The following is a 25085-nucleotide window of genomic DNA, read 5'->3' on the forward strand; positions in this document are numbered from 1 at the left end:
GCGTCGTACCGCCCGTGGCGCTCAGGCAACGGCCGCCGGACGCCGGCGCGGGCGGTGCCAGGCCCACACCAGCCCGACCGCCAACCCCGCTGCCGACAGGCGCAGCACCGTCGCCGGCCAGCCGACCGCAGTGGCCTCGCTGATCACGAATACGTTCCAGGCCAGGTTGAGCGAGACATGCAGGGCCAGCCCGCTCCACAGCGTGTAGTCGTCCAGGGTGTTGAGCCAGGCGAATACCAGCCCGCCGATGCCGGTGATGGCGAACACCTGCAGCGCCATGCCCCCGCCGCCGCCGAACGACCACCAGTGGATCGCACCGAAGATCACCGCCTGCACCAGCGCGGCGGCCAGCCACGGCCAGCGCTGCTGGCGATGGGCGAAGATGAAGCCGAAGCCACGGAAGATGATTTCCTCGGCGAACGGGAACAGCACGCCGAGCATCAGCAGTGCGAGGACATCCTGGGTGGGATTCACCCCGCCCAGCCACCACAGGCCGAGCCAGCAGGGCAGCGTGGCCAGCAGCGCCAGGCCCGGCCCCTGCCAGCCATTCCAGCGCAACCCGAGCAGTGCGTGCAGGCGTTGCCCGGGGCGCAGCAGCAGCGCAGCGACGGCCAGCACCAGCAGCACGCCCAGGCCGTTGTCGAGGATGGCGCCGCCATAGGGGATCGGCAGCTTCGGAATCGGCGTGCCCAGCCACGCGGCGAGGTCGCGCAGATTGATCGACACGGCCAAGGTCAGCACCACCACGCAGGCGGCCAGCCAGGTCGGCAGGCGAAGGGTCGGCATGGGACGCTCCATATCCAGGGACGGCGTGGATTGTTCGTGATTCCCTCGCCAGCAGCATGGGGCATAGGTCGGGGGGCCATCGGTCATGGCCGCGTTGCACCACGGTCAGGTATGACCGGCTAGAGTGCGGCTTTGCCCCTTGGATTACCGCCCATGCAATGCCCCGTATGCAAAACCCAAGCGCTGCAGATGTCCGAGCGCCAGGGCATCGAGATCGACTACTGCCCGCAGTGCCGTGGCGTGTGGCTGGACCGTGGCGAACTGGACAAGATCATCGAGCGCTCCGCCGGTGCCGCCGCGCCTGCATCCGCCCCGGCACGCGCTGCCGCACCGCCGCCGCCGGCTGCGGTGCAGCACCGTGATACCCGCCACCTGGGCCAACAGCCGTACGGCGATCAGCACGGCTACCGCAAGAAGAAGAAAGAGAGCTTCCTGTCGGACCTGTTCGACTTCTGATGCACGCCTGCGCTGCGCTCAGGCGCGGCGCAGGATGAACTCCCGGTCGACGCTGTCGCCGACCGGGAAATCGTATTCGCCCACCTTGCTGCAGCCATAGCGCGCATAGAAGCGTTGCGCACCCAGGTTCTCGGACCACACGCCGACCCACAGCGTGCGCCGCTGCGGTTGATCGAGCCAGGCCAGGAACGCGTCCATCAGGCGCGCACCGTGGCCGCCACTCTGGTGGCTGGCAAGCAGGTAGAGGCGTTTGAGCTCGATATCGCCCTCGCTGGCCTCGGCATGTGGCAGCCCGTTCGGCCCCGCCGCGAGATAGCCCACCGCGCGGCCGCCATCCTCCAGCAGCCATGCTGCGTTGCGCGGATCGGCCAGTTCGCGGCGTTGCGGTTCGACCGCGTAGTGACTGTCCAGAAATTCGCGCAGATCCTGCGGCGGGTAGGAATCGCCGAAGGTTTCGGTATAGGTGGCGATGGCGATCGCCGAGAGCGTATCGGCATCGGCAAGGGAGGCGCGGCGGAGGGTCAACGTCATGGCGCAAGGCAGGCAGATCGGGCCGGCAGCTTACGCCATCGCTCCAACCGGCAGGGGGTCCGGGTACCTGGGGCACCCGGAACCTGTCACGGCCGCGGGATCAGAACCAGACCCGCACGCCTGCCACCCAGCGGGTATCGCGCGCGCGCTCGCCGGCCGCCTCGTGGTAATCAGCGGTATCGCCGAACAGGCGCTCGTGGCTGATGCCGATGTAAGGCGCGAAGCGGCGGCTGAACTCGTAGCGCAGGCGCAGCCCGGCTTCGACCTTGTTGAGGCCCGAACCGTTGCCATACTCCGGCTCGTCCTTGGCCGAGAAACTGGCTTCCACCAGCGGCTGCAGGATCAGGCGGTTGGTCAGCAGCAGCTCGTACTCCACTTCCACCGTGGCCGCGAACTGGCCGCTTTCGCCGACATAGGCCGTGGCCGAGGTCTCGAACTTGTACGGCGCCAACCCCTGGATGCCGAACGCCGCCCAGGTGCGTGAATCGGCCGGACGGAAATCCTGCTTCACGCCGACCAGCACGTCCCACCACGGCGACACGCTGCGGCCGTACATCACTTCCAGATCGGCCGATTCGGTGCGGCCGTCGCTGCGCTCGCCTTCGCTGCGCAGCCATAGCCTGTTGATGTTGCCGCCCACCCAGCCGCTGGCCTCCCAGGCCTGGCCGGTGCCGTGCTGACCGTCCCAGTGTTCGAGGCGGTTGAGCAGCAGCATGCTGTGGATCTCCGGCGCATGCTCCATCGCGCCGTGGTCGATCGGCGGGAATGCGGCGAGGCGGTCGGCGGCCGTCACCGCCGGAATCGGTTCGAGCGGTTCGGTGGGCGCAGGCGCCTTCGGCACGCCATGACCCATCGCGGCGTGGTCCATCTTCGAATGATCCATCTGGCCGTGATCGGTCGTGCCGTGGTCCATCGTGTAATGGTCCATCTGGCTGTGATCAGTGCTGCCATGGTCCATCTTCGAATGATCCATCTGGCTGTGATCGACGTTGCCGCCATCTGCCGGTGGTGTGTCGGCCGTGGTTGCGGTCGGCGTCGTGGCATGGCCGGCATGCGATTGCGCCCAGGCCGGTGCCGACAATGCCAGCAGCAGGGCGGTGCTCAAGGCCGACGTCGCGGTGAGAGGAGAGCGGCTCATTCTTCGATCCTCACTTCGCGCATCATGCCCGCTTCCATGTGGTACAGCAGGTGGCAGTGGTAGGCCCAACGGCCGAGCGCGTCGGCACGCACGCGATACGTGCGGCGGGTGCCCGGTGGCATGTCGATGGTGTGCTTGCGCAGGTGGAATTCGCCGTCCGCATTTTCCAGATCGCTCCACACGCCGTGCAGATGGATCGGGTGCTGCATCATGGTGTCGTTGACCAGCACGATGCGCATGCGCTCACCGTAGTTCAGGCGTAGCGGTTCGGCGCTGGCAAAGGGAATGCCATCGAAGGACCAGCTGAATTTCTCCATGTGGCCGGTCAGGTGGAGCTCGACCTCGCGGCCGGGTTCGCGGCCATCGGGATCGTCGAACAGGCTGCGCATCGCGCCGTAGGTGAGCACGTCGCGGCCGTTGTCGCGCAGGCCGATGCCGGGATCATCCAGTTTCGGCTCGGTCGCCATGCTCTGCATGTCCACCAGCGGATTGCCCGTTTCGCTGGCCGGGTGACGCGGTGCCTTGGGATCGGCGCCCTGCGCGCCGTGGCCCATGCTGGCGCCGCAGCCGCCTTCCATGCCCTTCATGTCGTGGCCCGCCATCCCGTTCGAGGCATGGCCCATGTCATGTCCCATGTCGCGCATGGTCAGCAGCGGGCGCGCGTCGCGCTCGGGAATCGGCGCCTGCAGGCCGTGGCGGACCGCCAGCGTGCCGGCGGCATAGCCGGTGCGGCCCATGTCCTGGCAGAAGATCGTGTACGCGTCCTGGCCGCTGGGTTCGACGATCACGTCGAAGGTTTCAGCCGGGGCGATGCGGAATTCATCGATGCTGACCGGGTGGATGTACTGGCCATCGGCGGCGACCACGGTCATTTTCAGCCCGGGGATGCGCACGTCGAAGTAGGTCATCGAACCGCCGTTGATGAAGCGCAGCAGCACCTTCTCGCCACTGCGGAACAGCCCGGTCCAGTTGCCGGCCGGGGCGGTGCCGTTGAGCAGGTAGGTATAGGTGTGGGCGTTGATGTCGGAGATGTCGGTCGGCGTCATCCGCATCCGACCCCACATGCCGCGATCGGCGGTGGCCGCGGCCCAGCCGTCCTTGCGCACATCGCGCAGGAAGTCGGGCAGGGTGCGCTTGTAGTAGTTGTCGTACTCGGCGAGTTTCTTCATGCGCCGGAACAGCGCACCGGGGTCCATGTCGGTCCAGTCCGAGAGCAGGATCACGTGCTCGCGGTCGAAGTGGTACGGCGCCGGCTCGAGCGGATCGATGATCAGCGCGCCGTACAGACCGGCCTGTTCCTGGAACATGGAATGGCTGTGGTACCAGTACGTACCCGACTGCTTGAGGGTGAAGCGGTACTGATAGACCTCGCCGGGGGCGATGCCGTTGAAGCTCAGGCCGGGCACGCCATCCATGTTGGCCGGGAGCAGCAGGCCGTGCCAGTGGATGGAGGTGGGATGGCCCTGCAGCGTATTGGCGACCCGGATGCTGACGGTCTGGCCCTCGCGCCAGCGCAGGATCGGTGCCGGCAGGCTGCCGTTGACGGTGATCGCCGGGCGGGTGCGGCCGGTGAAGTTGGCCAGCGATTCGCCGATGCTCAGCTGCACGTCCTGGCTGCTGAGCACCTGCGGGGCGCCGACCAGGCCGGGGCCGGCGGCGGCGAACGCCCGCGGGCTCAGGCCGGTGGCGGCGAGGCCGGCGACCACGCCGCCGGCAGCCACGCCCTGCACGAACAGGCGACGTGACGGCATGGGCGGGATGCCCGTGCCGGGTGTTTTGGGGAAAGACATTGCAACTCCGAATCCGGTTCGAATGGCACACGCGGTGCCGTCAACGCCCGCACACCGGGGGCGCGCGGGCAGAGCTCAGGCGGGCGCTCGCAGAGCGCGGCGGATCAGGCGATCGGAGGGCGGGTGATGCGGTCCAGCGGCGGGGTCGGCAGCGTGGGATGCGCGGCCATCAGCGGGGCCATCGACACCGGCGGCGGCGTGGCCAGCCAGGCGACCTGGACGGTCAGGCTGGGCTGCTGGGCGCAGCTGCGCAGGCAGTCCTTGATCTTGCAGTGGTCGCCATCGTGCGGCGCCTGTACGCCGGCATCGGCGGCCGCCATCGCGTGGTGGTCGTGTGCGGCGGGGGGCGGCGCGTCGCCGTGGCAGGGCGGTGCCGCACTGCTGGCGGGGGTCGGCTCGGCCAGGGCCAGCGCCATCGGGCCGGCCATGGCCACGTTCAGCCCGTTGAGCAACAGGCTGAGCATCAAGACCACTCGCAGGAGAAGGCCACCGGCGGACATGGGGCTCACCTTACTGCCAAAGCCCGGCGACCGCACCTGCGGCTGAACGCCTGGTTCAACTCTGGAGCCGGGTCTGCCTGGGCGTGCCGGGGCATCAGCCTTCCTCACGGACGATCTCGACCAGGCGGTCGCCGTAGCGGGCCAGCTTGGTGCCACCGATGCCACCGACCCGCCCCAGCGCATCGACGCTGGTGGGGCGCTGTTCGGCGATGTTGCGCAGGGTGCTGTCGTGGAAAATGACGAAGGCCGGGACGTTCTGTTCGCGGGCGAGTTCGGCGCGCAGGCCGCGCAGTGCGTTGAACAGGGCCAGGTCCTGCGGCAGCACCGACAGGCCGGTGCGCTGGCCGCTGCGGTCGCGCTCGCGGGCGGCCTTGGGGGTCTCGCGGCGCATCATGACCTTGCGCTGGCCCTTGAGCACTTCACGGCTGCCATCTGTCAGGCGCAGGCCGCCATAGGCGCTGCTGTCCACTTCGAGCAGGCTGGAGGCGACCAGCTGGCGGAACACGCTGCGCCAGGTGCGGGCGTCGAGATCCTTGCCGATGCCGTAGGTGCTCAGTTCGGTATGCCCGAACTGGCGCACCTTCTCGTTGTCGCCGCCGCGCAGGATGTCGATCAGGTGACCGACGCCGAAGCGCTGGCCACTGCGGTAGACGCAGCTCAGCGCCTTCTGGGCGGCGACGCTGGCATCCCAGGCATCCGGAGGCAGCAGGCAGTTGTCGCAGTTGCCGCAGGGCTGGGGGTAGGTCTCCCCGAACCCGGCCAGCAGGACCTGGCGGCGGCACTGCATGGATTCGCAGTAGCCGAGCAGGTGATCGAGCTTGGACCGTTCCAGCGTTTTGCGGTCTTCGCCGGCTTCGGACTGTTCGATCATCTGCTTGAGCAGCACGACATCGCCCAGCCCGTAGCAGAGCCAGGCCTCGGCAGGCTCGCCATCGCGGCCGGCGCGGCCGGTTTCCTGGTAGTAGCCTTCCATCGATTTGGGCAGGTCGGTATGCGCGACGAAGCGCACGTCCGGTTTGTCGATGCCCATGCCGAAGGCGATGGTGGCGCACATCACGATGCCATCCTCGCGCAGGAAGCGGCGCTGGTTGGCGGCACGCACCTCGGCGGGCAGGCCGGCGTGGTAGGGCAGGGCGTTCATGCCCTCCTTGCACAGGAACTCGGCGGTTTCTTCGACCTTGCGCCGCGACATGCAGTAGACGATGCCGGCTTCCTGGCGGTGGACCTTGAGGAAGTCCAGCAGCTGGCGCTTGGCGTTGTCTTTCTGGACGACGGTGTAGCGGATGTTGGGGCGGTCGAAGGAGCTGACGAAGTGCTGGGCGTTGGTCAGGTCCAGGCGTTCGGCGATCTCGCGCTGGGTGGGCGGATCGGCGGTGGCGGTCAGGGCGATGCGCGGGACGTCGGGCCAGCGTTCGTGCAGGACGGTGAGCTGGCGGTATTCCGGGCGGAAGTCGTGGCCCCACTGCGAGACGCAATGGGCTTCGTCGATGGCGAACAGGGCGATCCTGCTGCGCGAGAGCAGGGAGAGGAAGCGGCCGGTGAGCAGGCGCTCGGGGGCGACATAGAGCATGTCCAGTTCGCCGGCGAGGAGTTCGCGCTCGACCCGTGCGGCGGTGTCGCCATCGAGGGTGGAGTTGAGGTATTCGGCGCGGACGCCGAGCTGGCGCAGGGCTTCGACCTGGTCCTGCATGAGGGCGATCAGCGGCGAGATGACGATGCCGGTGCCGTCGCGGAGCAGGGAGGGCACCTGGTAGCACAGCGATTTGCCGCCGCCGGTGGGCATGAGGACGAGCGCGTCATTGCCGGCGGCGACATGCTCGACGATCGCCTGCTGCGGACCGCGGAATTCGTCGTAACCAAAGATGCGGCTGAGCAGGTCGTGCGCGGGGCGGGAAGACATCGCGCTAGTTTACCTTGCCCGGGCTACGGGCCGTGTCCTCTGATGCCGGGTCGGCGTGTAGGGAAGCCGGGAGCCAAGGCCTCAAAGCCTCAAGGCCTCAAGGCCTCAAAGCCTCAAAGGCAGAGCCTCAAAGCGCAGGACATTCCGTCTTACGGGTTTGGCGCGGTGTGGGTGGGTTTGCAGGACCCGCCGTGAACCCGTCCATGGGGGCTCGTAGTGCGCCATCCATGGCGCCCAACGGTCCTGCAAACCCACCCACACCGCGCCTCCGACACTTGGCTGGTGTCCGGAGGAGAGCCAGTCGAGAGCCAAGCTCCAGCCGGTCAAACGCCGACAGGCGCCAATCGGCGCCTGTCGGTTGTTGCCTGTTGCATCTCGACGTCGCATCTCGACGGGGTGATGTGGCTACTTGCGGCGGGCTGCTTTGGCTTGCCCAACCGTCCATCCAGATCTGTCTGGCGAGTGGGGGTCAGGCCCTGACGGGACCGTCAGGGCGGCATGGATGCCGCCCACGAGCCCCCAGGGATGGGTTTACGGCGCGTCCCGGCAGGGCCTGGCCCCCGCTCGCCAACACTGAGACCCCGGCAGCCAATGCCTTTGCCTTTGCCTTTGCCTTCAGTCAGCAAAGCCCCCCAAAAAACAAACCCTTACTGCAGCAGCGAACGCAGCATCCAGGCGTACTTTTCGTGGGTCTGCAGGCGCTGGGTCATCAGATCCTCGGTCGGCGCGTCGTCCGCATCGTCGGCCACGTCCAGCACTTTGCGCGCCGTCCGGCACACCGCCTCGTTGGCGGTGACCAACTGGCGTACCATTTCACGCCAGTCCGCGCTGTCGGTCAGGCCCGGCTCCTCGGCGATCGAGGTCAGGGCCGCGAACTCGCGGTAGGAGCCCGGGGCGTTGAAGCCCAGTGCACGGATGCGTTCAGCCACGTCATCCAGGGCCGCCCACTGTTCGGTGTACTGGGTCTCGAACATGGTGTGCAGCGAATTGAACATCGACCCGGTCACGTTCCAATGGAAGTTGTGCGTCTTCAGGTAGAGCGTGAACGCATCTGCCTGGAACGCCGACAGTCCATCGGCGATCTTCTTGCGATCGCCCTCCTTGATCCCGATATCGATGTTCGGGGCCGATGGGGCCGCCGCGCCGAGCTTCTGCTTGGCCGTCTTGGTCTTTGCCGGGGTCTTGGTCGTCTTCGCCATGGGAGAACTCCTTATGGATGGGATGAATCGGATGGCCTTCACAATAGATCAGACTACCCTTTCAGTAGTAAACAAAAGTTCTAAACGAATCGATTGATGAGCGCTATCGAAAAACCACAAGCAGCACGCCTGGCCCAGCAGCAGGCCGCGATCAACGGGGCCATGAGCCGCGACCGCGGTCGTTTGCTGGGGATGCTCTCGCGTTGGCGGGCCAAACCGGCGGATGCGGGTCTGGCGGCGGCGTTCGAGCAGGCCTTGCGGGCATCCGTGCAGCGCCGCGAAGCGCGCGCGCTGAATCAGCCGGCCATCACTCTGGACGAGCAACTGCCGATTGCGCGTGAAGCCGAGGCCATCACCGCGCTGATCCGCGACCATCAGGTCGTGGTGATCGCCGGTGAGACCGGCTCGGGCAAGACCACCCAGCTGCCCAAACTGTGCCTGGCCGCCGGCCGCGGCACGGCCGGCATGATCGGCTGTACCCAGCCGCGACGGATTGCCGCACGTGCGGTGGCGACCCGCGTCGCGCAGGAGCTGCAGTCCGAACTCGGGACGACGGTCGGCTACCAGGTGCGCTTCACCGATCGCGTCGGTGACGATACCCGCATCAAGTTCATGACCGACGGCATCCTGCTGGCCGAGATCAGCAGCGATCGCTGGCTGTCCAACTACGACACGATCATCGTCGACGAGGCGCACGAACGCAGCCTCAACATCGATTTCCTGCTCGGCTATCTCAAGCAGCTGCTGAAAAAGCGCCCGGACCTGAAGCTGATCGTCACCTCGGCGACCATCGACACCTCGCGCTTCGCCCAGCATTTCGACGATGCGCCGGTGATCAGCGTGGAAGGCCGTACCTTCCCGGTGGAGGTGCGTTACCGCCCGCTGGAAGGCGAGGGCGGTGGCGAGGCCGAGGGCGGCCGCGATGGCGAGCGCACCGTGAATGATGCGGTGGTCGCGGCGGTGGATGAAATCACCCGGATCGACCCGCGTGGCGACATCCTGCTGTTCTTCCCGGGCGAGCGCGAAATCCGCGATGCGCACCAGTCGCTGGAGCGGCGCAAATACCGTGGGACCGACGTGCTGCCGCTGTATGCGCGGCTGTCGGTAAAGGACCAGGACCTGGTCTTCAATCCGGGTGCCAACCGGCGCATCGTGCTGGCCACCAACGTCGCGGAGACGTCGCTGACGGTGCCGCGCATCCGCTATGTGATCGACCCCGGTTTCGCGCGCATCAAGCGGTACAGCCCGCGGCAGAAGCTGGATCGGCTGCACATCGAGGCGGTCTCGCAGGCCAGCGCCAACCAGCGCAAGGGCCGTTGCGGCCGTGTGTCCGAGGGCATCTGCTACCGGCTGTATTCCGAGGCGGATTTCCAGTCACGCCCGGAATTCACCGATCCGGAAATCCGCCGCTCCAGCCTGTCCGGGGTGATCCTGCGGATGCTGCAGCTCGGCCTCGGCAGGATCGAGGATTTCCCGTTCCTGGAAGCACCGGATGAGCGCGCCATCGCTGATGGCTGGCAGCAGCTCGGCGAGCTGGGTGCGGTCGATGCCGAGCGCCGCCTGACCCCGATCGGCCGCCAGATGGCGCGCCTGCCGGTGGACGTCAAACTGGCCCGCATGCTGGTCGCCGCGCAGGCCCAGGGCTGCCTCCGCCCGATGCTGGTGATCGCCTCGTTCCTGGGCATCCAGGACCCGCGCGAGCGCCCGCCGGAAGCGCGCGCCGCCGCCGACAACGCGCATGCGCTGTTCGCCGATGGCCGCTCGGAGTTCGTCGGCGTGCTGCGCCTGTGGGACGGCTACCGCCAGGCCCACGAAGACCTGACCCAGTCCAAGCTGCGTGACTGGTGCGGGCGGCATTTCCTCGGCTTCCTGCGCATGCGCGAGTGGCGCGAACTGCATCGCCAGCTACGCGTGCTGTGCGAGGAGCTGGGCTGGACGGAAGAAGCGGCCGAGACCTCCCTGGCACCGCTGCTGGCCGGTTCTTCCGCACCTGCACCGGCGCGCGATGACGAGGCAAAGATCAAGGCGACGCGCGGCCAGCAGCACCGTGCCGCGCGCCTGGCCCGCGAAGGGAAATCCGAGCCGGCGCCGGCAGAGAGCACGCCGGCATCGGTCAAGGGCGCCGACACCGAGGCGCGCAACGCCTTCAGCGACAAAGTCCGCGCCGCCGCCTACCAGACCCTGCACCGCGCGCTGATCGCCGGCCTGCCCACGCAGATCGGCCACCGCAGCGAGAAGGGCGACTTCCTCGCCCCGCGCCAGCGCCGCTTCCTGCCGTTCCCGGGCTCGACCCTGGCCAAGCGGCCGCCGCCGTGGCTGCTGACCGCGACGCTGCTGGATACCCAGAAAATCTGGGGCCTGACCAACGCCGCGATCGAGCCGGACTGGGTGATCAACGAGCTGCCGCACCTGCTGCTGCGCAAGCACTTCGACCCGCACTGGTCGCGCGCGCAGGGCCAGGTGCTGGCTTCGGAGCAGATCAGCCTGTTCGGGCTGGTGCTGGCCCCGAAGAAACCGGTGCACTACGGCCGCATCGCGCCGGGCGAGGCGCACGACATCTTCGTGCGCCAGGCCCTGGTAACCGGCGAGATCAACACCCGCGCCGGTTTCGTCGCCGACAACCTCAAGGTGCTGGAGCAGGCGCGCGAAGAGGAAGCCAAGCTGCGCCGCGCCGGCATCGTCGCCGATGAGGGCTGGCAGGCGCGCTGGTACCTGGACCGGATTCCGGCCGAGATCCATTCCGCGATGGGCCTGGACACCTGGTGGAAGGCACTGGCACCCGAGAAACGCCGCGCGCTGTCGTGGACGCTGGCCGATCTGCTGCCGGGCGAGGGCAGCGATGCCGAGCGTTATCCCACGTACCTGCCGCTGGGCGATGCACGGTTGCCGCTGCACTACACCTTCGAACCGGGCGCCGACGAAGATGGCGTGACCCTGGAGGTGCCGCTGCACCTGCTCAACGCGCTGGACCCGGCGCGCCTGTCGTGGCTGGCCCCCGGCTTCGTCGCGGACAAAGCCGCCGCATTGATCCGCAGCCTGCCCAAGGCGATGCGACGCAACTACGTGCCGGCACCGGACTTCGGGCGTGCGTTTGCCGAGGCGTTCGCCGAACCGACCGCCGATGACATCCGGGGCGAACTGGCGCGGTTCCTGTCGCGCGCCACCGGTGCCAAGCTGGCCGCGACGGATTTCGACGAAGCCTCGCTGGAGGCACACCTGCGCATGAACCTGCGCCTGCGCGATGCGGACGGCAAGGTGCTGGCGACCTCGCGCGATCTGGACGCGCTGCGTGCGCGCTTCGGGGCGAAGGCCGGTGATGCCTTTGCCGCACGTGCCGGGCGCGCGCTGGCGGCGGAGGGACTGCGCGATTTCCCCGCCAGCCCGATCCCGCTGCAGCTGCCCGGCGAAGCCGGCGTGCCGGCCTACCCGGCGCTGGTGGACCAGGGCGAAACCGCCGCGTTGAAGATTTTCGCCGACCGCAACGAGGCGCTGGAACAGCACCCGCGCGGCGTCCGTCGCCTGCTGGAGATCGCGCTGGCCGACAAGGCCAAGCAGGCGCGCAAGCAGTTGCCGGTGCCGCCCAAGACCGGCCTGCTGTATGCCGCGATCGAATCGCAGGAGCGCTTGCGTGGCGATCTGGTCGATGCGGCGATGAATGCCGTGCTGGCCGAGGGCCTGGGCGATATCCGCGATCCGGCCGCGTTCGCCAGGCGCAGTGCGGAGGCGGGCAAGGCGTTGTTCGGCGAGGCGATGGCGCGCCTGAAGCTGGCCGAGAACATCCTGGCGCACGTGGCCGAACTGAAGCCGCAGCTGGAAGCGCCGCTGATGGGCTGGGCGCGTGGCAACCTGGACGACATGGAGCAGCAGCTCGCCGGCCTGGTCCATCCCGGCTTCCTGCGTGAGACCCCGGCCGATGCACTGGCGCAATACCCGCGCTATCTGCGCGCGATGATCCTGCGGACCGAGCGCGCCAAGCGCGATCCGCCGCGCGATCAGGCGCGGATGCTGGAGCTGCGTCCGTTCGTCGATGCCCTGGCGCAGGCCGAAGCGCGCGGATTGCGCGCGCGGCCGCAGTGGCAGGACCTGCGTTGGGATCTGGAAGAGCTGCGGGTCTCGCTGTTCGCCCAGGAGCTGGGGGCCAGGACCGGCATATCGGCCAAGAAACTCGCCCAGCGCGTGGCTGCGCTGCAGGCCGCCTGATCCGGCCAACGCCCCGTGCCGAGGTGGCACGGGGCGCGGGGATTACTTGACGCGGCGGACCTTGGCGCGGGTGTTGTAGCCGTCGACCTTCATGTACCACACGCCGACCAGGCCCGGATTGATGATGACCTTCGGGGCGGTCTTGCGCACGCCGCTCAAGGTCGCCTCATCGGTCTGTTCCCATTCCTGCTTGTTGGCCAGTACATACCGGCGGCCCTTGGCAAAGCCGCGGAACTCGTCGGTGATGTTGGTTTCGATCGGATCGTTGCTGCCGAAATCGTGGAAGCCGCGGTTCTTCACGATGACTTCCTGGCGACCCTCCTCGCGGGCTTCTTCGCGCGCAGTCGCGGCGAGTGCGGCCACCTTGCCCTGCAGCCAGTTGTTGAGCTGGGCCAGTTCCTGCGGCGTGAGCTTCTCCAGCCCGGCCGCCTTGAACTCGGCCGCCGACATCTGCTGCTGCAGATCGCCATCGACCACGCGCTGGGCCAGTGCCGGCAGCGACAGGCTCATCAAAACGGCCGCACAGGCCAACAACCGCAGACGGGAAAAGCGCATGGCAGGGTCTCTCCTAGGGATGGCCGCAGTGTAGTGCCAGCGCCCAGGCATGTGCACATGCCGGTGGCGGCGATTGTCGGTTGGGCGCTGCGGCGCTAGTGTAGGTGGCCTCTGTCTTGTCTGTACGATGCTGTGAACCGCGCTTCTGCCCCCGGCCTGGATGCCTTGTTGAACCGACCCTCGGTGGCTTCGCTGCCGGCTGAACTGCGCGAAGCGTTGCTGCAGCGCTGGCAACAGCCCGAGGCCGATCTGGACATGCGGGCGGGCTGGTCGGTGCTGGCCGACACCCTGGATGCGCTGTCGTTGCTGTCGGCCGACGAGTCGGCATTGCTGGCCACGCTGTTGTTCGATCTGCCCTGGCTGCGCGCCGGGCTGGATGCGTTGCCGGTCGGCGCGCTCAAGCCGGTGGTGGTCGGCCTGCTCGACGGCCTGGACGCCGCCGACCAGGTCTGGGCGCTGCACGCCGGGCGCGAGGCCGGGCGCAACAGCGAAGGCCTGCGTCGCCTGCTGCTGTCCATCATCCGCGATCTGCGCGTGGTGCCGATCCTGCTGGCCCGGCAGTTGGCCCGCATGCGCGGTGCTGATCGGCTGCCCGCGGAAGAGCGGCGCGCACTCGCCCAGCTCACCCGCGACATCCACGCGCCGCTGGCCAACCGGCTCGGCATCTGGCAGTTGAAGTGGGAGCTGGAAGACCTGGCGTTCCGCCACCTGGAGCCGGAAACCTACCGCCGCATCGCCCGCGAGGTCGACGAAACCCGGCTGGCCCGCGAGCGGTATGTCGAGGGCGTCAAGAAAGCGCTGTCGCGTGAGCTGATGGCCCAGGGCATCCGCGCCGAGGTCAGCGGTCGCCCGAAGCACATCTACAGCATCTGGCGGAAGATGCAGAAGAAACGGCTGGCTTTCGAGCAGCTTTACGACATCCGCGCCGTGCGCGTGATGGTCGACGACGTGGCCGCCTGCTACGCCGCGCTGGGCGTGGTGCATGCCCTGTGGGCCCCGGTGCCGAGCGAGTTCGACGATTACATCGCCCGCCCCAAGGCCAACGACTACCGCTCGCTGCATACCGCCGTGGTCGGCCCGGAAGGGCGCACCATCGAAGTGCAGATCCGTACCCACGACATGCACGCGCAGGCCGAACTCGGCGTGGCCGCGCACTGGCGCTACAAGGAAGGCAGCAAGGGTGCGGAGAAGGCCTTCGATCGCAAGATCACCTGGATGCGCCAGCTGCTGGAGCACTCCCAGGAAGGGCATGGCGGCGAACTGGCCGGCGCGCTCGACGCCGAGCTGACCGAGGACCGGGTCTACGCGCTCAGCCCCAAGGACGAGGTGATGGACCTGCCGCAGGGCGCCACGCCGCTGGATTTCGCCTACCACGTGCATACCATGGTCGGGCACCGCTGCCGTGGCGCAAAGGTCAATGGCCGCATCGTGCCGCTGACCTACCGCCTGCGCAGCGGCGACCGGGTCGAGATCCTGACCGGCAAGGAAGCCGATCCCCGGCGTGACTGGCTGCTGGCCTCCAGCGGTTTCCTGGCCAGCAACCGCTCGCGCGAGAAGGTGCGTGGCTGGTTCCACAAGCTGGATCGCGCGCGCAACGTGCTGGCCGGCCGCGAGCTGCTCGAGCGCGAACTCAAGCGCCTCGGCCTGCAGCACGCGGATCTGGCCATCGCGGTGAAGAAGTTCCACGCCGACAGCGTCGATGATCTGTACATCCAGGTGGCGCTGGGCGATACCGGCCCGAACCAGGTCAGCCGCACGCTGCTGGAAGCCGAGCGCGCCGCCAGCCAGCCGGCCGCGCCGGTCCTGCCACGCCCGACCGCGCGGCGCGACAGCGTGCGCAGTGCGGACTTCACCGTCCAGGGCGTGGGCAACCTGCTGGTGCAGCTGGCGCGCTGCTGCCAGCCGGTGGCCGGTGAGCCGATCGTGGGCTACCTCACGCGTGCGCGCGGCGTGACCGTGCACCGCACCGACTGCGCCGCGCTGGCGCGGCTGGCGGCCGCCAGTCCGCAGCGCATCCTGCCGGTGGAGTGGGGCCAGGCCGGCGGTGGCTACGAAGTGGACGTGGTGGTCGATGCGGTCGACCGGCGCTGGCTGCTCAAGGACATCACCAACCTGATCGCACAGGAAGATGCGTATGTGCTGGACATCCACAGCGACAACGTCCGCAATAGCGGCCGCGCGCACCTGCGGCTGCGCTTGAAGGTCAGCGACTACGGGCAGCTCTCCACCCTGCTGGGCAAGCTCGATGCGTTGCCCGGCGTCAGCGAAGCCCGGCGTCTAGGCTGAGCTCACGTGCCCCACGCTAGGCTCGCGCCATGAGCCGGGATGATGACAGGCATGAGGCCGCCCACGAGGCGTTGCGACGCGTGCGCCGCGAGGGCCGCTGGTGGTGGGTGCAGGCGCGTCATGCCCGACGCATCTGGCGCTGGGCACTGCTGGTCGCGGTGCTGCTCTTCGTCGGCCTGGCATTGCTGCGCCGGCCGCTGGCCAACTGGTTCTGGAACGAGCCGCAGATCGAACAGCTGCTGGACCAGGGCGATCGCGCGCTGGCCGCAGGCCGATTGAGTGCTGCCGATGGCAGCGGCGCACGCGAGTCATTCGAGGCGGCCCTGGCGCTGGACAACGATCGCCTGCAGGCGCGCAGCGGCCTGGCCCGCACCGGCCAGGCCGCCCTCCAGCAGGCCCGTGATGCACTGGAGCGTGGCGATGTGCCATCTGCAACGGCCGCGCTCGCGCTGGCGCGCGCGTTGCAGGTGCCGCAGCGCGATGCCGACGCGGTGGCGCAGCAGTTGCATGCACACGACCAGGCACGCGCGGGGATTGGTGCCTTGCTCGGCCGTGCCGAAGCGGCCCTGCAGGCGCAACGGCTCGATGGCAGCCCGGACAGCGCGTTGCCACTGTTCCAACAGGTGCTCACCCTTTCGCCCAACCAGCTCCGCGCGCTGGAAGGGCGCGAGGATGCCCTCTCGGATCTGTTGCAGCAGGCACGCACCGCCGCCGAGCGCGGCGATGTCGCACGTGCGGCGGAGCTGGTGCGCAGTGCCCGGGAGTTCGATGCCGGGCATGTCGATCTGCCCGCCACCCAGGAGGCGGTGAACAATGCGCTGGAGCGCCGCCAGCGGGACGGCGAAGCCGCGGTGCGTCGGCAGAAGCTGGACGTCGCGGCGGAGGCCTTCGCCGCGGTGCTCTCGGCGTTGCCTGACGATCCTGCCGCGCGCCGTGGCCAGCTGCAGGTGGCCGATGCGCAACTGGCACGCGCGACGCGGCTGGCCGGCAACTTCCGCTTCGACGAGGCCGCGCAGGCCGTGCAGGCGGCTGAAGCACTGGGTGCGTCCACGCGCGCGCTGGAGGCGGCGCGGCATGCGATCGAGCAGGCCCGCCGTTCCCAGGCGGCACTGACGACGCCGGCGGTGCCGCGCGCGCAGCGCGAGCGCACGCTGCAGCGCCTGCTCGCACGCTTGGAGGAAGCGGAACGCGGCGGCCAGTTCCTCGAGCCGCCCGGACGCAGTGCCTATGACGCCCTGCGTGAAGCCCAAGGCGTGGCGCCGCAGGATCCGCGGGTGCGTGCCGCAGCCAAGCGTCTGCTGCCGGCAAGCCGGCAGTGCTTCGAGGATCGCCTGCGCGAGAACCGCGTGCTGGCTGCCGGCGCCTGCCTGGACGCCTGGCAGACGCTGTCGAACAACGAGGCAGGCCAGGCGGCCGCACGGCGTCGGCTGGCACAGCGCTGGCTGGCCATCGGCAGCGAGCGCCTCGGCTCGGGGGACATCGCCTTCGCGCAGCAGGCGCTGCTGCAGGCTCGCCGTTGGCAGCCGGACCTGCCCGAGCTGCCGGCGTTCGCCGAGCGCCTGCGCAGCGCCGGCGGTGGTGCCGGCAGTTAGTCCCCGAACACCCGCTGCACGGTGGCGCGCGCGGCATCGAGCGAGAAGTGGTCCACGATGTTCTGCAGACCGGCGGTCGAAAGCCGGCGCCACAGCGCCTCGTCCTGGTATAGCCGGACCACGGCCTGGGCGAACGCCTCGGCATCATCGGCGACCAGCACATCCTCGCCATCGCGCAGGTGCATGCCTTCCACGCCGCAGGTCGTGGCGACCACCGGCTGGCCATGCGCCATGCTCAGGTTGACCTTGCCTTTGACCCCGGCGCCGAAGCGCAGCGGCGCGACCGCGATGCGGACGCCGTCCATGTACGGCACCACGTCCGGCACGAAGCCATGGATCTCCACGCCCGGCTGGGTCGCCGCGAGTTCGCGCAGCGTGTCCGGCACCGCCGCGCCGATGCAGTGGAAACGGATGTCGGGCAGCTGTGCGCGGATCCGCGCGAACACGTCGCCGATGAACCACTGCATCGCATCCAGGTTCGGCGGATGGCGGAAACCGCCGACGAACACCAGGTCGCGCCGCTCGGCCCAGTCCGGGCCCGCCCCGGCCACTTCATGCAGGTTGGAAATCAGTTCGACCGTGGCGGTCGGTGCATCGATACGCAGTTGTTCGCGCTCGGCCGCGCTGACCAGCACGGTCACATCCACCTGTTCCATCACCGCCAGCTCGCGCGCACGGGTGCGCTCGGCGTTGCGCAGCAGGCCGGCGTCGCCGGCGATCTCGGCCCCGCGTCGCTCGCGCAGGTAATGCAGGTCGACCGTGTCGAACACGGTGCGGGCCTGCGGCGCGAAGCTGCGCAGCAGCGGCAGGCACTCGTGGGCGACGTGGTAGCGCACCATCATCGCCACGTCGAAGCGGGCACCGTTGGCGCGCAGCCACGGCGCCACGCCGACCAGGTACGGCGCGTACCAGACCTCCACGCCGAGCGCCTGCAGCGCCTCGGTCGCCGCGCCGCCATGCTCGCGCCGGGTCGGCACGAACACCACGTGGATGCCGTCGTCGAGCAGCATCCGGATCAGGTTGTACTGGCGCAGCGAGGCCGAATCGCGGTCCGGCTGCGGCACTTCCTCATCCAGTATCAGGACCTGTCGCTGGGCGCGGTGCAGCAGCGCCGGCGAGGGCACGCTGCCCACCGCGGGCTGCGCCTGCAGTGCCTCGGCCCATTTCGCCGCGAACACGCTGCGGTTGCGGACCTGGTACGCCTTGATTCCGCTACCGGTATCGGTGCCGTTGCTGGTGCCTTCGTCATGCACCACGCGGCTGGCCGGCTGCACCAGCACGCGGTGGCCACTGGCGCGGACCGCGAACGCCAGGTCGGTATCTTCGTAGTAGGCCGGCTTGTAGCGCAGATCGAAGCCGCCGAGTTGGTCCCACAGGGCGCGCGGGATCATCAGTGCCGCGCCGGAGCAGTAGTCGGCATCGCGCAGCGCGCTGTAGCGGGGATCCTCGGGCGACTCGAAGCGGCCATAGCTCCAGCCGCTGCCATCCTGGAAGATCACCCCGCCCGATTCCTGCAGGCGGCCGTCGGGATAGAGCAGCTGTGCGCCGACCAGGCCTGCGCGCGGCACCCGTGCGAAGGTGGCGAGCTGGGCGTCGAGCCAGCCCGGTTGCGGCACGGTGTCGTTGTTGAGCAGCACCACGTACTGGCCGCGCGAGCGCGCGACGCCGTCGTTGCAGGCCTCGATGAAGCCGCCGTTGGCCGCCCGCACCTCATAGCGCAGGCCGCCGATCCGCGGCATCCAGGTCGTGGTCTCGTCGCTGCTGCCGTCATCCACCACCAGGATCTCGCAGTGGACCTGCGGCGGATGCGCGGCCAGCGCCCGCAGGCAGGCGAGGGTGTGCGCGGCGTGGTTGTAGACCGGAATCACGATGCTGACCACCGGGCGTTCGCTGGTCGGGACCGTGAAGGGCTCGAACGGCGTCGCCGCGGGCAGGTACAGCGGCGCGCCGCGCGGGGCCGGCACGGCCTGGGTGTGGACCCGGATCCGCTGCCAGGTAGCGCGCCAGCCCCGGGTGCGCAGGCTGGCCAGACTGCGACGGAACAGGCCGAGCATGCGGTTCAGGAAATAGCGAGCATCGGCCAAGGACATCGACATCCCGTTGCAACTCCAGCTTAAGCGGGGGAACCCGGGAGAACGCGCCGCTCGCGGTGGCTGCGTTAGACTCGCCGGAATCCATATTCTCGCATCCCCGTGCCCCGACGCTACGATTCCGACGACATCGACGAGTTCGAAGACGACACCGAAAGCCGCGGCCCGCTGTGGCGGCGCCGGCTGATCACCTGGAGCATGGCGGCTGTCGCGCTGGGGCTGGGCTTCCTGATCCCCTATACGGTGTACCTGAACCAACAGGTCACCCAGCGCTTCGGCGAGCTGCGCTGGCAGATTCCCACGCGTGTCTATGCGCGCCCGCTGCCGCTGGCGCCCGGCGTGGCGATGGATGCGGCCACGCTCAAGACCGAGCTGGCGGCATCGGCGTACCGCGATGACGGGATCGGTAAATCACCGGCCACGTATTCGCAGGAAGGCGGCCGCTTTGTCATCTCCAGCCGCGGTTATAACGACGTCGACGGCCGGGTCGCCCCGCGCCGGGTCGAGCTGAGCCTGTCCGGCGGGTCGATCGCTTCGCTGCGCGACCCCGACAGCCGCAAGGCGCTGAAGGCCGCGCGCCTGGATCCGGCCCGGATTGCCACGCTGTACGGCCAGAAGCAGGAAGAGCGTCGGCTGGTCCGGATCGAAGAGACCCCCGAACTGCTGGTCACCGGCCTGCAGGCGGTGGAGGACAAGGACTTCAACCGCCATCACGGCATCGATCTGAGCGGCATCGCCCGCGCGATCTGGGTGACCGTGCGCTCCGGTGGCCAGAGCCGCCAGGGTGCCTCGACCCTGACCCAGCAGCTGGCCCGCAGCGGCCTGCTCGGGATCGGCAAAGAGCAGACCGTCACCCGCAAGTTCAACGAGGTGCTGTACGCGCTGATCATGGAGGCGCGCTACGACAAGCGCACCATCCTGGAGGCCTACCTCAACCAGGTCTATCTGGGTCAGCGCGGCAGCCAGGCGATCCACGGCATGTCCTCGGGCGCGGAGTTCTGGTTCGGCCGCGACCTGGCCTCGCTCAATACCGAACACGTCGCGCTGCTGATCGGCCTGGTCAAGGGCCCGTCCTATTACGACCCGCGCCGCAACCCCGAACGCGCGCTGGACCGGCGCAACTTCGTGCTGGGCAAGCTGCGCGAAGCCAACCTGATCGACGACGCCGAGTACAAGCGTGCGGTCGATGCGCCGCTGGGCGTGCCCAAGACGCCGGGCCTGATCGCGGCCAACCGCTTCCCCGCATACGTGGATCTGGTCCGTCGCCAGCTTGGCCACGATTACCCCGAGTCGGTGCTGCAGGGCGCGGGCCTGAGCGTCATGACCGGCATGGCGCCGTCGGCGCAGGCGTATGCCGAAGGCGCGGTCACCAAGACCATCAAATCGCTGGAGAGCAAGCGTCGTCCCGCACTGCAGGCCGGCCTGGTGCTGACCGACGTGCACAACGGCGACGTGCTGGCCGTGGTCGGCAGCCGCGATGTCTCCGAACCCGGTTTCAACCGCGCCATCGAGGCCCAGCGTCCGGTCGGTTCGCTGCTCAAGCCGTTCGTGTACCTGCTGGCGCTGGCGCAGCCGGACCGTTATTCGCTGTCCAGCTGGGTCGACGATTCACCGGTGACGGTGCAGCTGAGCCGCGGCAAGCAGTGGTCGCCCGGCAATGCGGACAACCGCAGCCACGGCACCGTCCGCCTGATCGATGCGCTGGCCCACTCCTACAACCAGGCCACGGTACGGGTCGGGATGCAGGTCGGCCCGGAGCGGGTCACGCAGTTGATCCATGTCCTTGCCGGTCTCAAGGCCGATCCCAATCCGGCGGTGATCCTGGGCTCCACGGACCAGAGCCCTTACGCCATGGCCCAGCTGTACCAGTTCCTGGCCTCCGGCGGTGAAATCCAGCCGCTGCATGCGGTGCGCGGCGTGCTCGACCCGCAGGGCAAGCTGATGAAGCGCTATGACAAGACGCCCGCGCCGGCCCAGGAAGGCGACTCGATCGCCGCCAACCTGATCAGCATCGGCCTGCAGCAGGTCGTGGCCAGCGGTACCGCGCAGCGCCTCAATGCCGACGGTCTGGGCCGCCTGCAGCCGGCCGGCAAGACCGGCACCACCAATGACGGCCGCGACAGCTGGTACGCCGGCTACACCGGTGACCATCTGGCGGTGATCTGGATGGGCAACGACCAGAACGAACAGGCGGGGCTGTATGGCGCCACCGGCTCGATGCGGGTCTGGTCGGGCATCTTCCAGCGCCTGCCGAGCTCGCCGCTGAAGGTGAGCAACAAGGGCCTGGATTGGCAGTACGTGGAAGCCAGCGGCACGGCCACCACCGATGAAAGCTGCCCGGGCGCGCGTCGCTTCCCGTTCGTGGTCGGCTATACCCCGGCCTACGTGCCGTGCACCGCGCCGAGCGCGTTGCCGGAAGGCGAGGGCGGCGAACAGAGTGAGGGCGGTGGCTGGCGCAGCTGGTTCGGCCTGGAGAAAAAGCCCGAGCCCGCCCCCGAACCGGCGCAGAATGCACCGGCCGCCACCCCCGCGCGTCAACCCTGATCGAGGCCTGCCTGCATGACCACCCGATTCCTGATCCGTTCCGCTTCGCTCGCCACGCTGTGCCTGGCCCTTGCTGCCTGCGTTACGCCGCCACCGGTCGTGAAGGCCCCGGTCGACACCACCACGCCGGCCCAGCGTCTGGCCGCCGTGGATGCCGCCGCTGGCAATGACGACAAGGAACTGGCCGTGCAGCCGCTGCGCGACAGCGAAGTGGAGGATCTGCGCCAGGCCGCGCATGCCCGCCGCCAGGCCAACGATCTGGCCGGCGCCGCGGTCGCGCTGGACCAGGCGCTGGCGATCATGGCCTCGGATCCGTCGGTGCTGCAGGATCGCGCCGAGATCGCGCTGCTGCAGGGCGACTGGGCGGCAGCGGAAACGTTCGCGCGCAAGTCCATCGAACTGGGCTCGAAGACCGGCCCGCTGTGCCGTCGCCATTGGGCGACCATCGAGCAGTCGCGTCTGGCCCGTGGTGAAAAGGAAAACGCGGCGTCGGCGCATGCCCAGCTGGAAGGCTGCACGGTGCCGGGGATCATGCGGTATTGAGGTAGCGCCGCCCGGCCAACGGCCGGCACTACACTGTCGTCATGTCCCAACTTGCCCACGCCAGCCGCGATGCCCTCAGTGAGGGCGGGGCGCTCGCCAGCCAGCTCGACGCTTTCGTTCCGCGTCCGGCCCAGCTGCGCCTGACCGCGGCGATCGCCGAAGCGTTCGACCAGCGCGACGTCCTGCTGGCCGAAGCCGGCACCGGCACCGGCAAGACCTATGCCTATCTGGTGCCCGCACTGCTGTCCGGGCTGAAGACCATCATCTCCACCGGTACCCGCGCGCTGCAGGACCAGCTGTATCACCGCGATCTGCCGCGCGTGCGTGCCGCGCTCGGCGTGGGCCACAGCAGCGCGCTGTTGAAGGGGCGCGCCAACTACCTGTGCCGCTATCGGCTGCAGCAGGCGCGCGGCGAACCGCGCTTCAGTTCGCCGGAGCAGGTCGCGCAGTTCCAGCGCATCCTCGCCTGGTCCGGGCGCACGAAGTTCGGCGACATGGCCGAGCTGGAGGCCCTGCCGGAAGACTCGCCGCTGTACCCGATGGTCACCTCCACGGTCGACAACTGCCTCGGCACCGAGTGCCCGTTCTGGGACGACTGCTTTGTCGTGCAGGCCCGGCAGCGGGCGCAGGCCGCCGACGTGGTGGTGGTCAACCATCATCTGCTGCTGGCCGACCTGGCGCTCAAGCAGGAAGGCTTCGGCGAAATCCTGCCCGGCGCCCAGGCGTTCGTGATCGACGAGGCGCACCAGCTGCCGGAGCTGGCCGCGAACTTCTTCGGCGAAGGCTTTGGCATGCGCCCGTGGCAGGAGCTGGCACGCGACTGCCTGGCCGAGAGCCGCAGCGTGGCCGGTGCACAGGCCGCGTTGCAGGTGCCGGCTGCGGCGCTTGAACAGACCCTGCGCGACCTGCGCGTGGCGATGGATGGCCTGCCGCCGCGCGGTACCCAGTGGCGTGCGCTCACCGTACCGCAGGTACGCGATGGCTTCGATGCGGCGATGAGCACGCTGGTGCAGCTGCGCGATGCGCTGGCGGGCGTGCGTGAAGCATCGCCCGGTCTGGATGCCTGCCATGCGCGCGCGATGGAAGCGGTGTCGCGCTTGTCGCGCTGGCTCGGCGAGGACGCACCGATGCTGGACTTCGATACCGATCCGGACGAGGCACCGGCGCCGGCCGAGGTGCTCTGGTATGAACTGACCCCGCGTGGTTTCCGCTGCCAGCGCACGCCGATGGATGTCTCCGGCCCGCTGCGCGAGCACCGGCAGCGCTCGATGGCGGCCTGGGTGTTCACCTCGGCCACGCTGACCGTGGATGGGGGGTTCGAGCACATTTCCCAGCGGCTGGGCCTGGACGATCCGGTCAGCCTGCTGCAGCCCAGCCCGTTCGACTGGGCCCAGCAGGCGCTGTGCTATCTGCCGACCGATCTGCCCGATCCGGCCGCACGCGGCTTCGGCACCGCGTTGATCCGCGCGCTGACGCCGGTGCTGGAGGCCTCGCACGGCCGTGCGTTCCTGCTGTTCGCTTCGCATCGCGCGCTGCGCGAAGCGGCCGAGGCGCTGCGCGATGCCCCGTGGCCGCTGTTCGTGCAGGGCGAGGCCCCGCGCGCGACCCTGCTGCAACGCTTCCGCGAGTCCGGCAATGGAGTGCTGCTGGGCTCGGCCAGTTTCCGCGAAGGCGTGGACGTGGTCGGTGATGCGCTGAGCGTGGTGGTGATCGACAAGCTGCCGTTCGCCGCGCCGGACGATCCGGTGTTCGAAGCGCGGCTGGATGCGATCCGCCGGGACGGCGGGAATCCGTTCCGCGACGAGCAGCTGCCGCAGGCGGTGATCGCGCTGAAACAGGGCGTGGGCCGCCTGATCCGCAGCGAGACCGATCGCGGCGTGCTGGTGCTGTGCGACCCGCGCCTGCTCAGCCGTGGCTACGGGCGGATCTTTCTGGATTCGCTGCCCCCCTTCCGCCGCACCCGCTCGCTGGGCGATGTGCAGGCCTTCTTTGCGCCACAATGGCCCGTCGCTGGACCCACGCCCGCCCCCGCGCCAGCTTCTGCGCGGCCGGTGCAGGCCGTGCAGGCCTCCGATGACTTTCCCACTTCCCTGTTCTGACCGCCATGAAACTGCTCGCCTTTGAAACCGCCACCGAAGCCTGCTCCGTTGCCCTGTACGTGGATGGGCAGGTCAGTGAGCGCTTCGAGATCGCTCCGCGTCGCCACGCCGAACTGAGCCTGCCCTGGGCCGAGGCGCTGCTGGCCGAGGCGGGCGTGGCGCGTTCGCAGCTGGACGCGATCGCGCTGGGGCGTGGCCCGGGCGCGTTCACCGGCGTGCGGCTGGCGATCGCCATCGCGCAGGGCATCGCCCTTGCGCTGGATCGCCCGCTGATCCCGGTCTCCACGCTGCAGGCGCTGGCACTGCGCGCACCGGCCGAGGCCGATCACGTGTTGGCCAGCATCGATGCGCGGATGGGCGAGGTGTATGCGGCGCGCCACATCCGGGTGGACGGGCAGTGGCAGCTGCAGGGCGAGGAAATCGTCTGTGCGCCGGATGCTGTGGCGTTGCCCGATGGCACGCGCTGGTTCGGCGTCGGCACCGGCTTCGGCGCGGCCGAGGGCGTACTGGCCACGCGGCTGGCCGATCAGCTGACCGGCGTGGATGCGCTGGCACTGCCGCGTGCGTCCGATGTGCTGGCGCTGGCGGTACCGGCGTTCCAGCGCGGCGAGGGCATGGCGCCGGAGCGGGTGGAGCCGGCCTATCTGCGCGACAACGTGGCGCTGACCCTGGTGGAACAGCACGCCGCGCGGGCCGCGAAGCTGGCCGCCTCGTGAAGCAGGTCACCTGGTAAGGCACCAGCCACGCATGGCGTGGCTCTTATCTCTTGCCGATCTGGCACTTTAGGTGCCGAGAGCCCGGCGTGGGCGACCGTGTGGCTCTAGGTCTTGCGACCGCTGGGTAGCTTGGGTCCCCACGCCGGTTTCTCCCTGATCC

17 protein-coding genes are annotated in these 25085 nt (G+C 69.0%); 8 read left to right on the top strand and 9 right to left on the bottom strand.

What is annotated here, in order from left to right:
• Positions 1-21: 21 nt before the first annotated feature.
• A complete protein-coding gene (locus tag HH110_RS04085) occupies positions 22-786 on the bottom strand; it encodes a CPBP family intramembrane glutamic endopeptidase (RefSeq protein ID WP_176988435.1) in 765 nt (254 codons plus the stop codon).
• A 153-nt stretch (positions 787-939) separates the two neighbouring features.
• Between HH110_RS04085 and HH110_RS04090 the strand changes: the two genes are divergently transcribed.
• Complete coding sequence (locus HH110_RS04090) at positions 940-1242, top strand: zf-TFIIB domain-containing protein (RefSeq protein WP_176988436.1); 303 nt, start codon at positions 940-942, stop codon at positions 1240-1242.
• An 18-nt stretch (positions 1243-1260) separates the two neighbouring features.
• Here HH110_RS04090 and HH110_RS04095 read toward each other — a convergent pair whose 3' ends face one another.
• From HH110_RS04095 to HH110_RS04120, 6 genes are all read right to left on the bottom strand, one after another.
• Positions 1261-1773 carry a GNAT family N-acetyltransferase gene (locus HH110_RS04095; protein ID WP_176988437.1) on the bottom strand — a complete coding sequence of 171 codons (513 nt, stop codon included), beginning with the start codon at positions 1771-1773 and terminating at the stop codon, positions 1261-1263.
• 100 nt (positions 1774-1873) lie between these two features.
• Positions 1874-2911: a copper resistance protein B gene (locus HH110_RS04100; protein WP_176988438.1), complete on the bottom strand. Its 1038-nt coding sequence runs from the start codon at positions 2909-2911 to the stop codon at positions 1874-1876.
• The gene (locus tag HH110_RS04105; protein WP_176988439.1) at positions 2908-4701 is read right to left on the bottom strand and encodes a copper resistance system multicopper oxidase; all 1794 of its coding nucleotides are present in this window, start codon (positions 4699-4701) and stop codon (positions 2908-2910) included. Before HH110_RS04105 ends, HH110_RS04100 begins: the two co-directional genes overlap by 4 nt.
• 104 nt (positions 4702-4805) lie before the next feature.
• Positions 4806-5384: a CopL family metal-binding regulatory protein gene (locus HH110_RS04110; RefSeq protein WP_342589207.1), complete on the bottom strand. Its 579-nt coding sequence runs from the start codon at positions 5382-5384 to the stop codon at positions 4806-4808.
• Positions 5296-7101 carry a DNA helicase RecQ gene (recQ, locus tag HH110_RS04115; protein ID WP_176988441.1) on the bottom strand — a complete coding sequence of 602 codons (1806 nt, stop codon included), beginning with the start codon at positions 7099-7101 and terminating at the stop codon, positions 5296-5298. The genes HH110_RS04110 and recQ overlap by 89 nt, the downstream gene beginning before the upstream one ends.
• A gap of 647 nt (positions 7102-7748) precedes the next feature.
• The gene (locus tag HH110_RS04120; protein WP_176988442.1) at positions 7749-8300 is read right to left on the bottom strand and encodes a Dps family protein; all 552 of its coding nucleotides are present in this window, start codon (positions 8298-8300) and stop codon (positions 7749-7751) included.
• Between the two features lie 96 nt (positions 8301-8396).
• Between HH110_RS04120 and hrpA the strand changes: the two genes are divergently transcribed.
• Entirely contained in the window at positions 8397-12500 is a 4104-nt protein-coding gene (gene hrpA, locus HH110_RS04125; RefSeq protein WP_176988443.1) for an ATP-dependent RNA helicase HrpA, read from the top strand.
• 42 nt (positions 12501-12542) lie between these two features.
• Here hrpA and HH110_RS04130 read toward each other — a convergent pair whose 3' ends face one another.
• Positions 12543-13055 (bottom strand): hypothetical protein, encoded by a 513-nt coding sequence (locus HH110_RS04130; RefSeq protein WP_176988444.1) that lies wholly within the window; start codon positions 13053-13055, stop codon positions 12543-12545.
• Between the two features lie 132 nt (positions 13056-13187).
• On the opposite strand from HH110_RS04130, the gene HH110_RS04135 reads away from it, so the two are divergent.
• Both HH110_RS04135 and HH110_RS04140 read left to right on the top strand, forming a co-directional pair.
• On the top strand, positions 13188-15341 hold the full coding sequence (locus HH110_RS04135) for a RelA/SpoT family protein (RefSeq protein WP_176988445.1): 2154 nt from the start codon (positions 13188-13190) through the stop codon (positions 15339-15341).
• Between the two features lie 29 nt (positions 15342-15370).
• Positions 15371-16933 carry a hypothetical protein gene (locus HH110_RS04140; RefSeq protein ID WP_241696382.1) on the top strand — a complete coding sequence of 521 codons (1563 nt, stop codon included), beginning with the start codon at positions 15371-15373 and terminating at the stop codon, positions 16931-16933.
• Here HH110_RS04140 and HH110_RS04145 read toward each other — a convergent pair.
• Positions 16930-19029, bottom strand: a complete 2100-nt coding sequence (locus HH110_RS04145) for a glycosyltransferase (RefSeq protein ID WP_176988446.1) — start codon at positions 19027-19029, stop codon at positions 16930-16932. The two genes, HH110_RS04140 and HH110_RS04145, sit on opposite strands and share 4 nt — an antisense overlap.
• A 96-nt stretch (positions 19030-19125) precedes the next feature.
• On the opposite strand from HH110_RS04145, the gene mrcB reads away from it, so the two are divergent.
• From mrcB to tsaB, 4 genes are read left to right on the top strand one after another with little or no spacing between them, the layout of a single operon-like run.
• The gene (gene mrcB / locus HH110_RS04150; RefSeq protein WP_176988447.1) at positions 19126-21567 is read left to right on the top strand and encodes a penicillin-binding protein 1B; all 2442 of its coding nucleotides are present in this window, start codon (positions 19126-19128) and stop codon (positions 21565-21567) included.
• 15 nt (positions 21568-21582) lie between these two features.
• On the top strand, positions 21583-22110 hold the full coding sequence (locus tag HH110_RS04155; RefSeq protein WP_176988448.1) for a hypothetical protein: 528 nt from the start codon (positions 21583-21585) through the stop codon (positions 22108-22110).
• 41 nt (positions 22111-22151) lie between these two features.
• Positions 22152-24209 (top strand): ATP-dependent DNA helicase, encoded by a 2058-nt coding sequence (locus tag HH110_RS04160; protein WP_176988449.1) that lies wholly within the window; start codon positions 22152-22154, stop codon positions 24207-24209.
• A 5-nt stretch (positions 24210-24214) separates the two neighbouring features.
• Complete coding sequence (tsaB, locus tag HH110_RS04165; protein ID WP_176988450.1) at positions 24215-24925, top strand: tRNA (adenosine(37)-N6)-threonylcarbamoyltransferase complex dimerization subunit type 1 TsaB; 711 nt, start codon at positions 24215-24217, stop codon at positions 24923-24925.
• The last annotated feature ends 160 nt before the right edge of the window (positions 24926-25085 follow it).

The sequence above is a fragment of the Stenotrophomonas sp. SAM-B genome, assembly GCF_013387485.1.
In the GTDB taxonomy this organism is placed as follows: Bacteria; Pseudomonadota; Gammaproteobacteria; order Xanthomonadales; family Xanthomonadaceae; genus Stenotrophomonas; species Stenotrophomonas maltophilia_AA.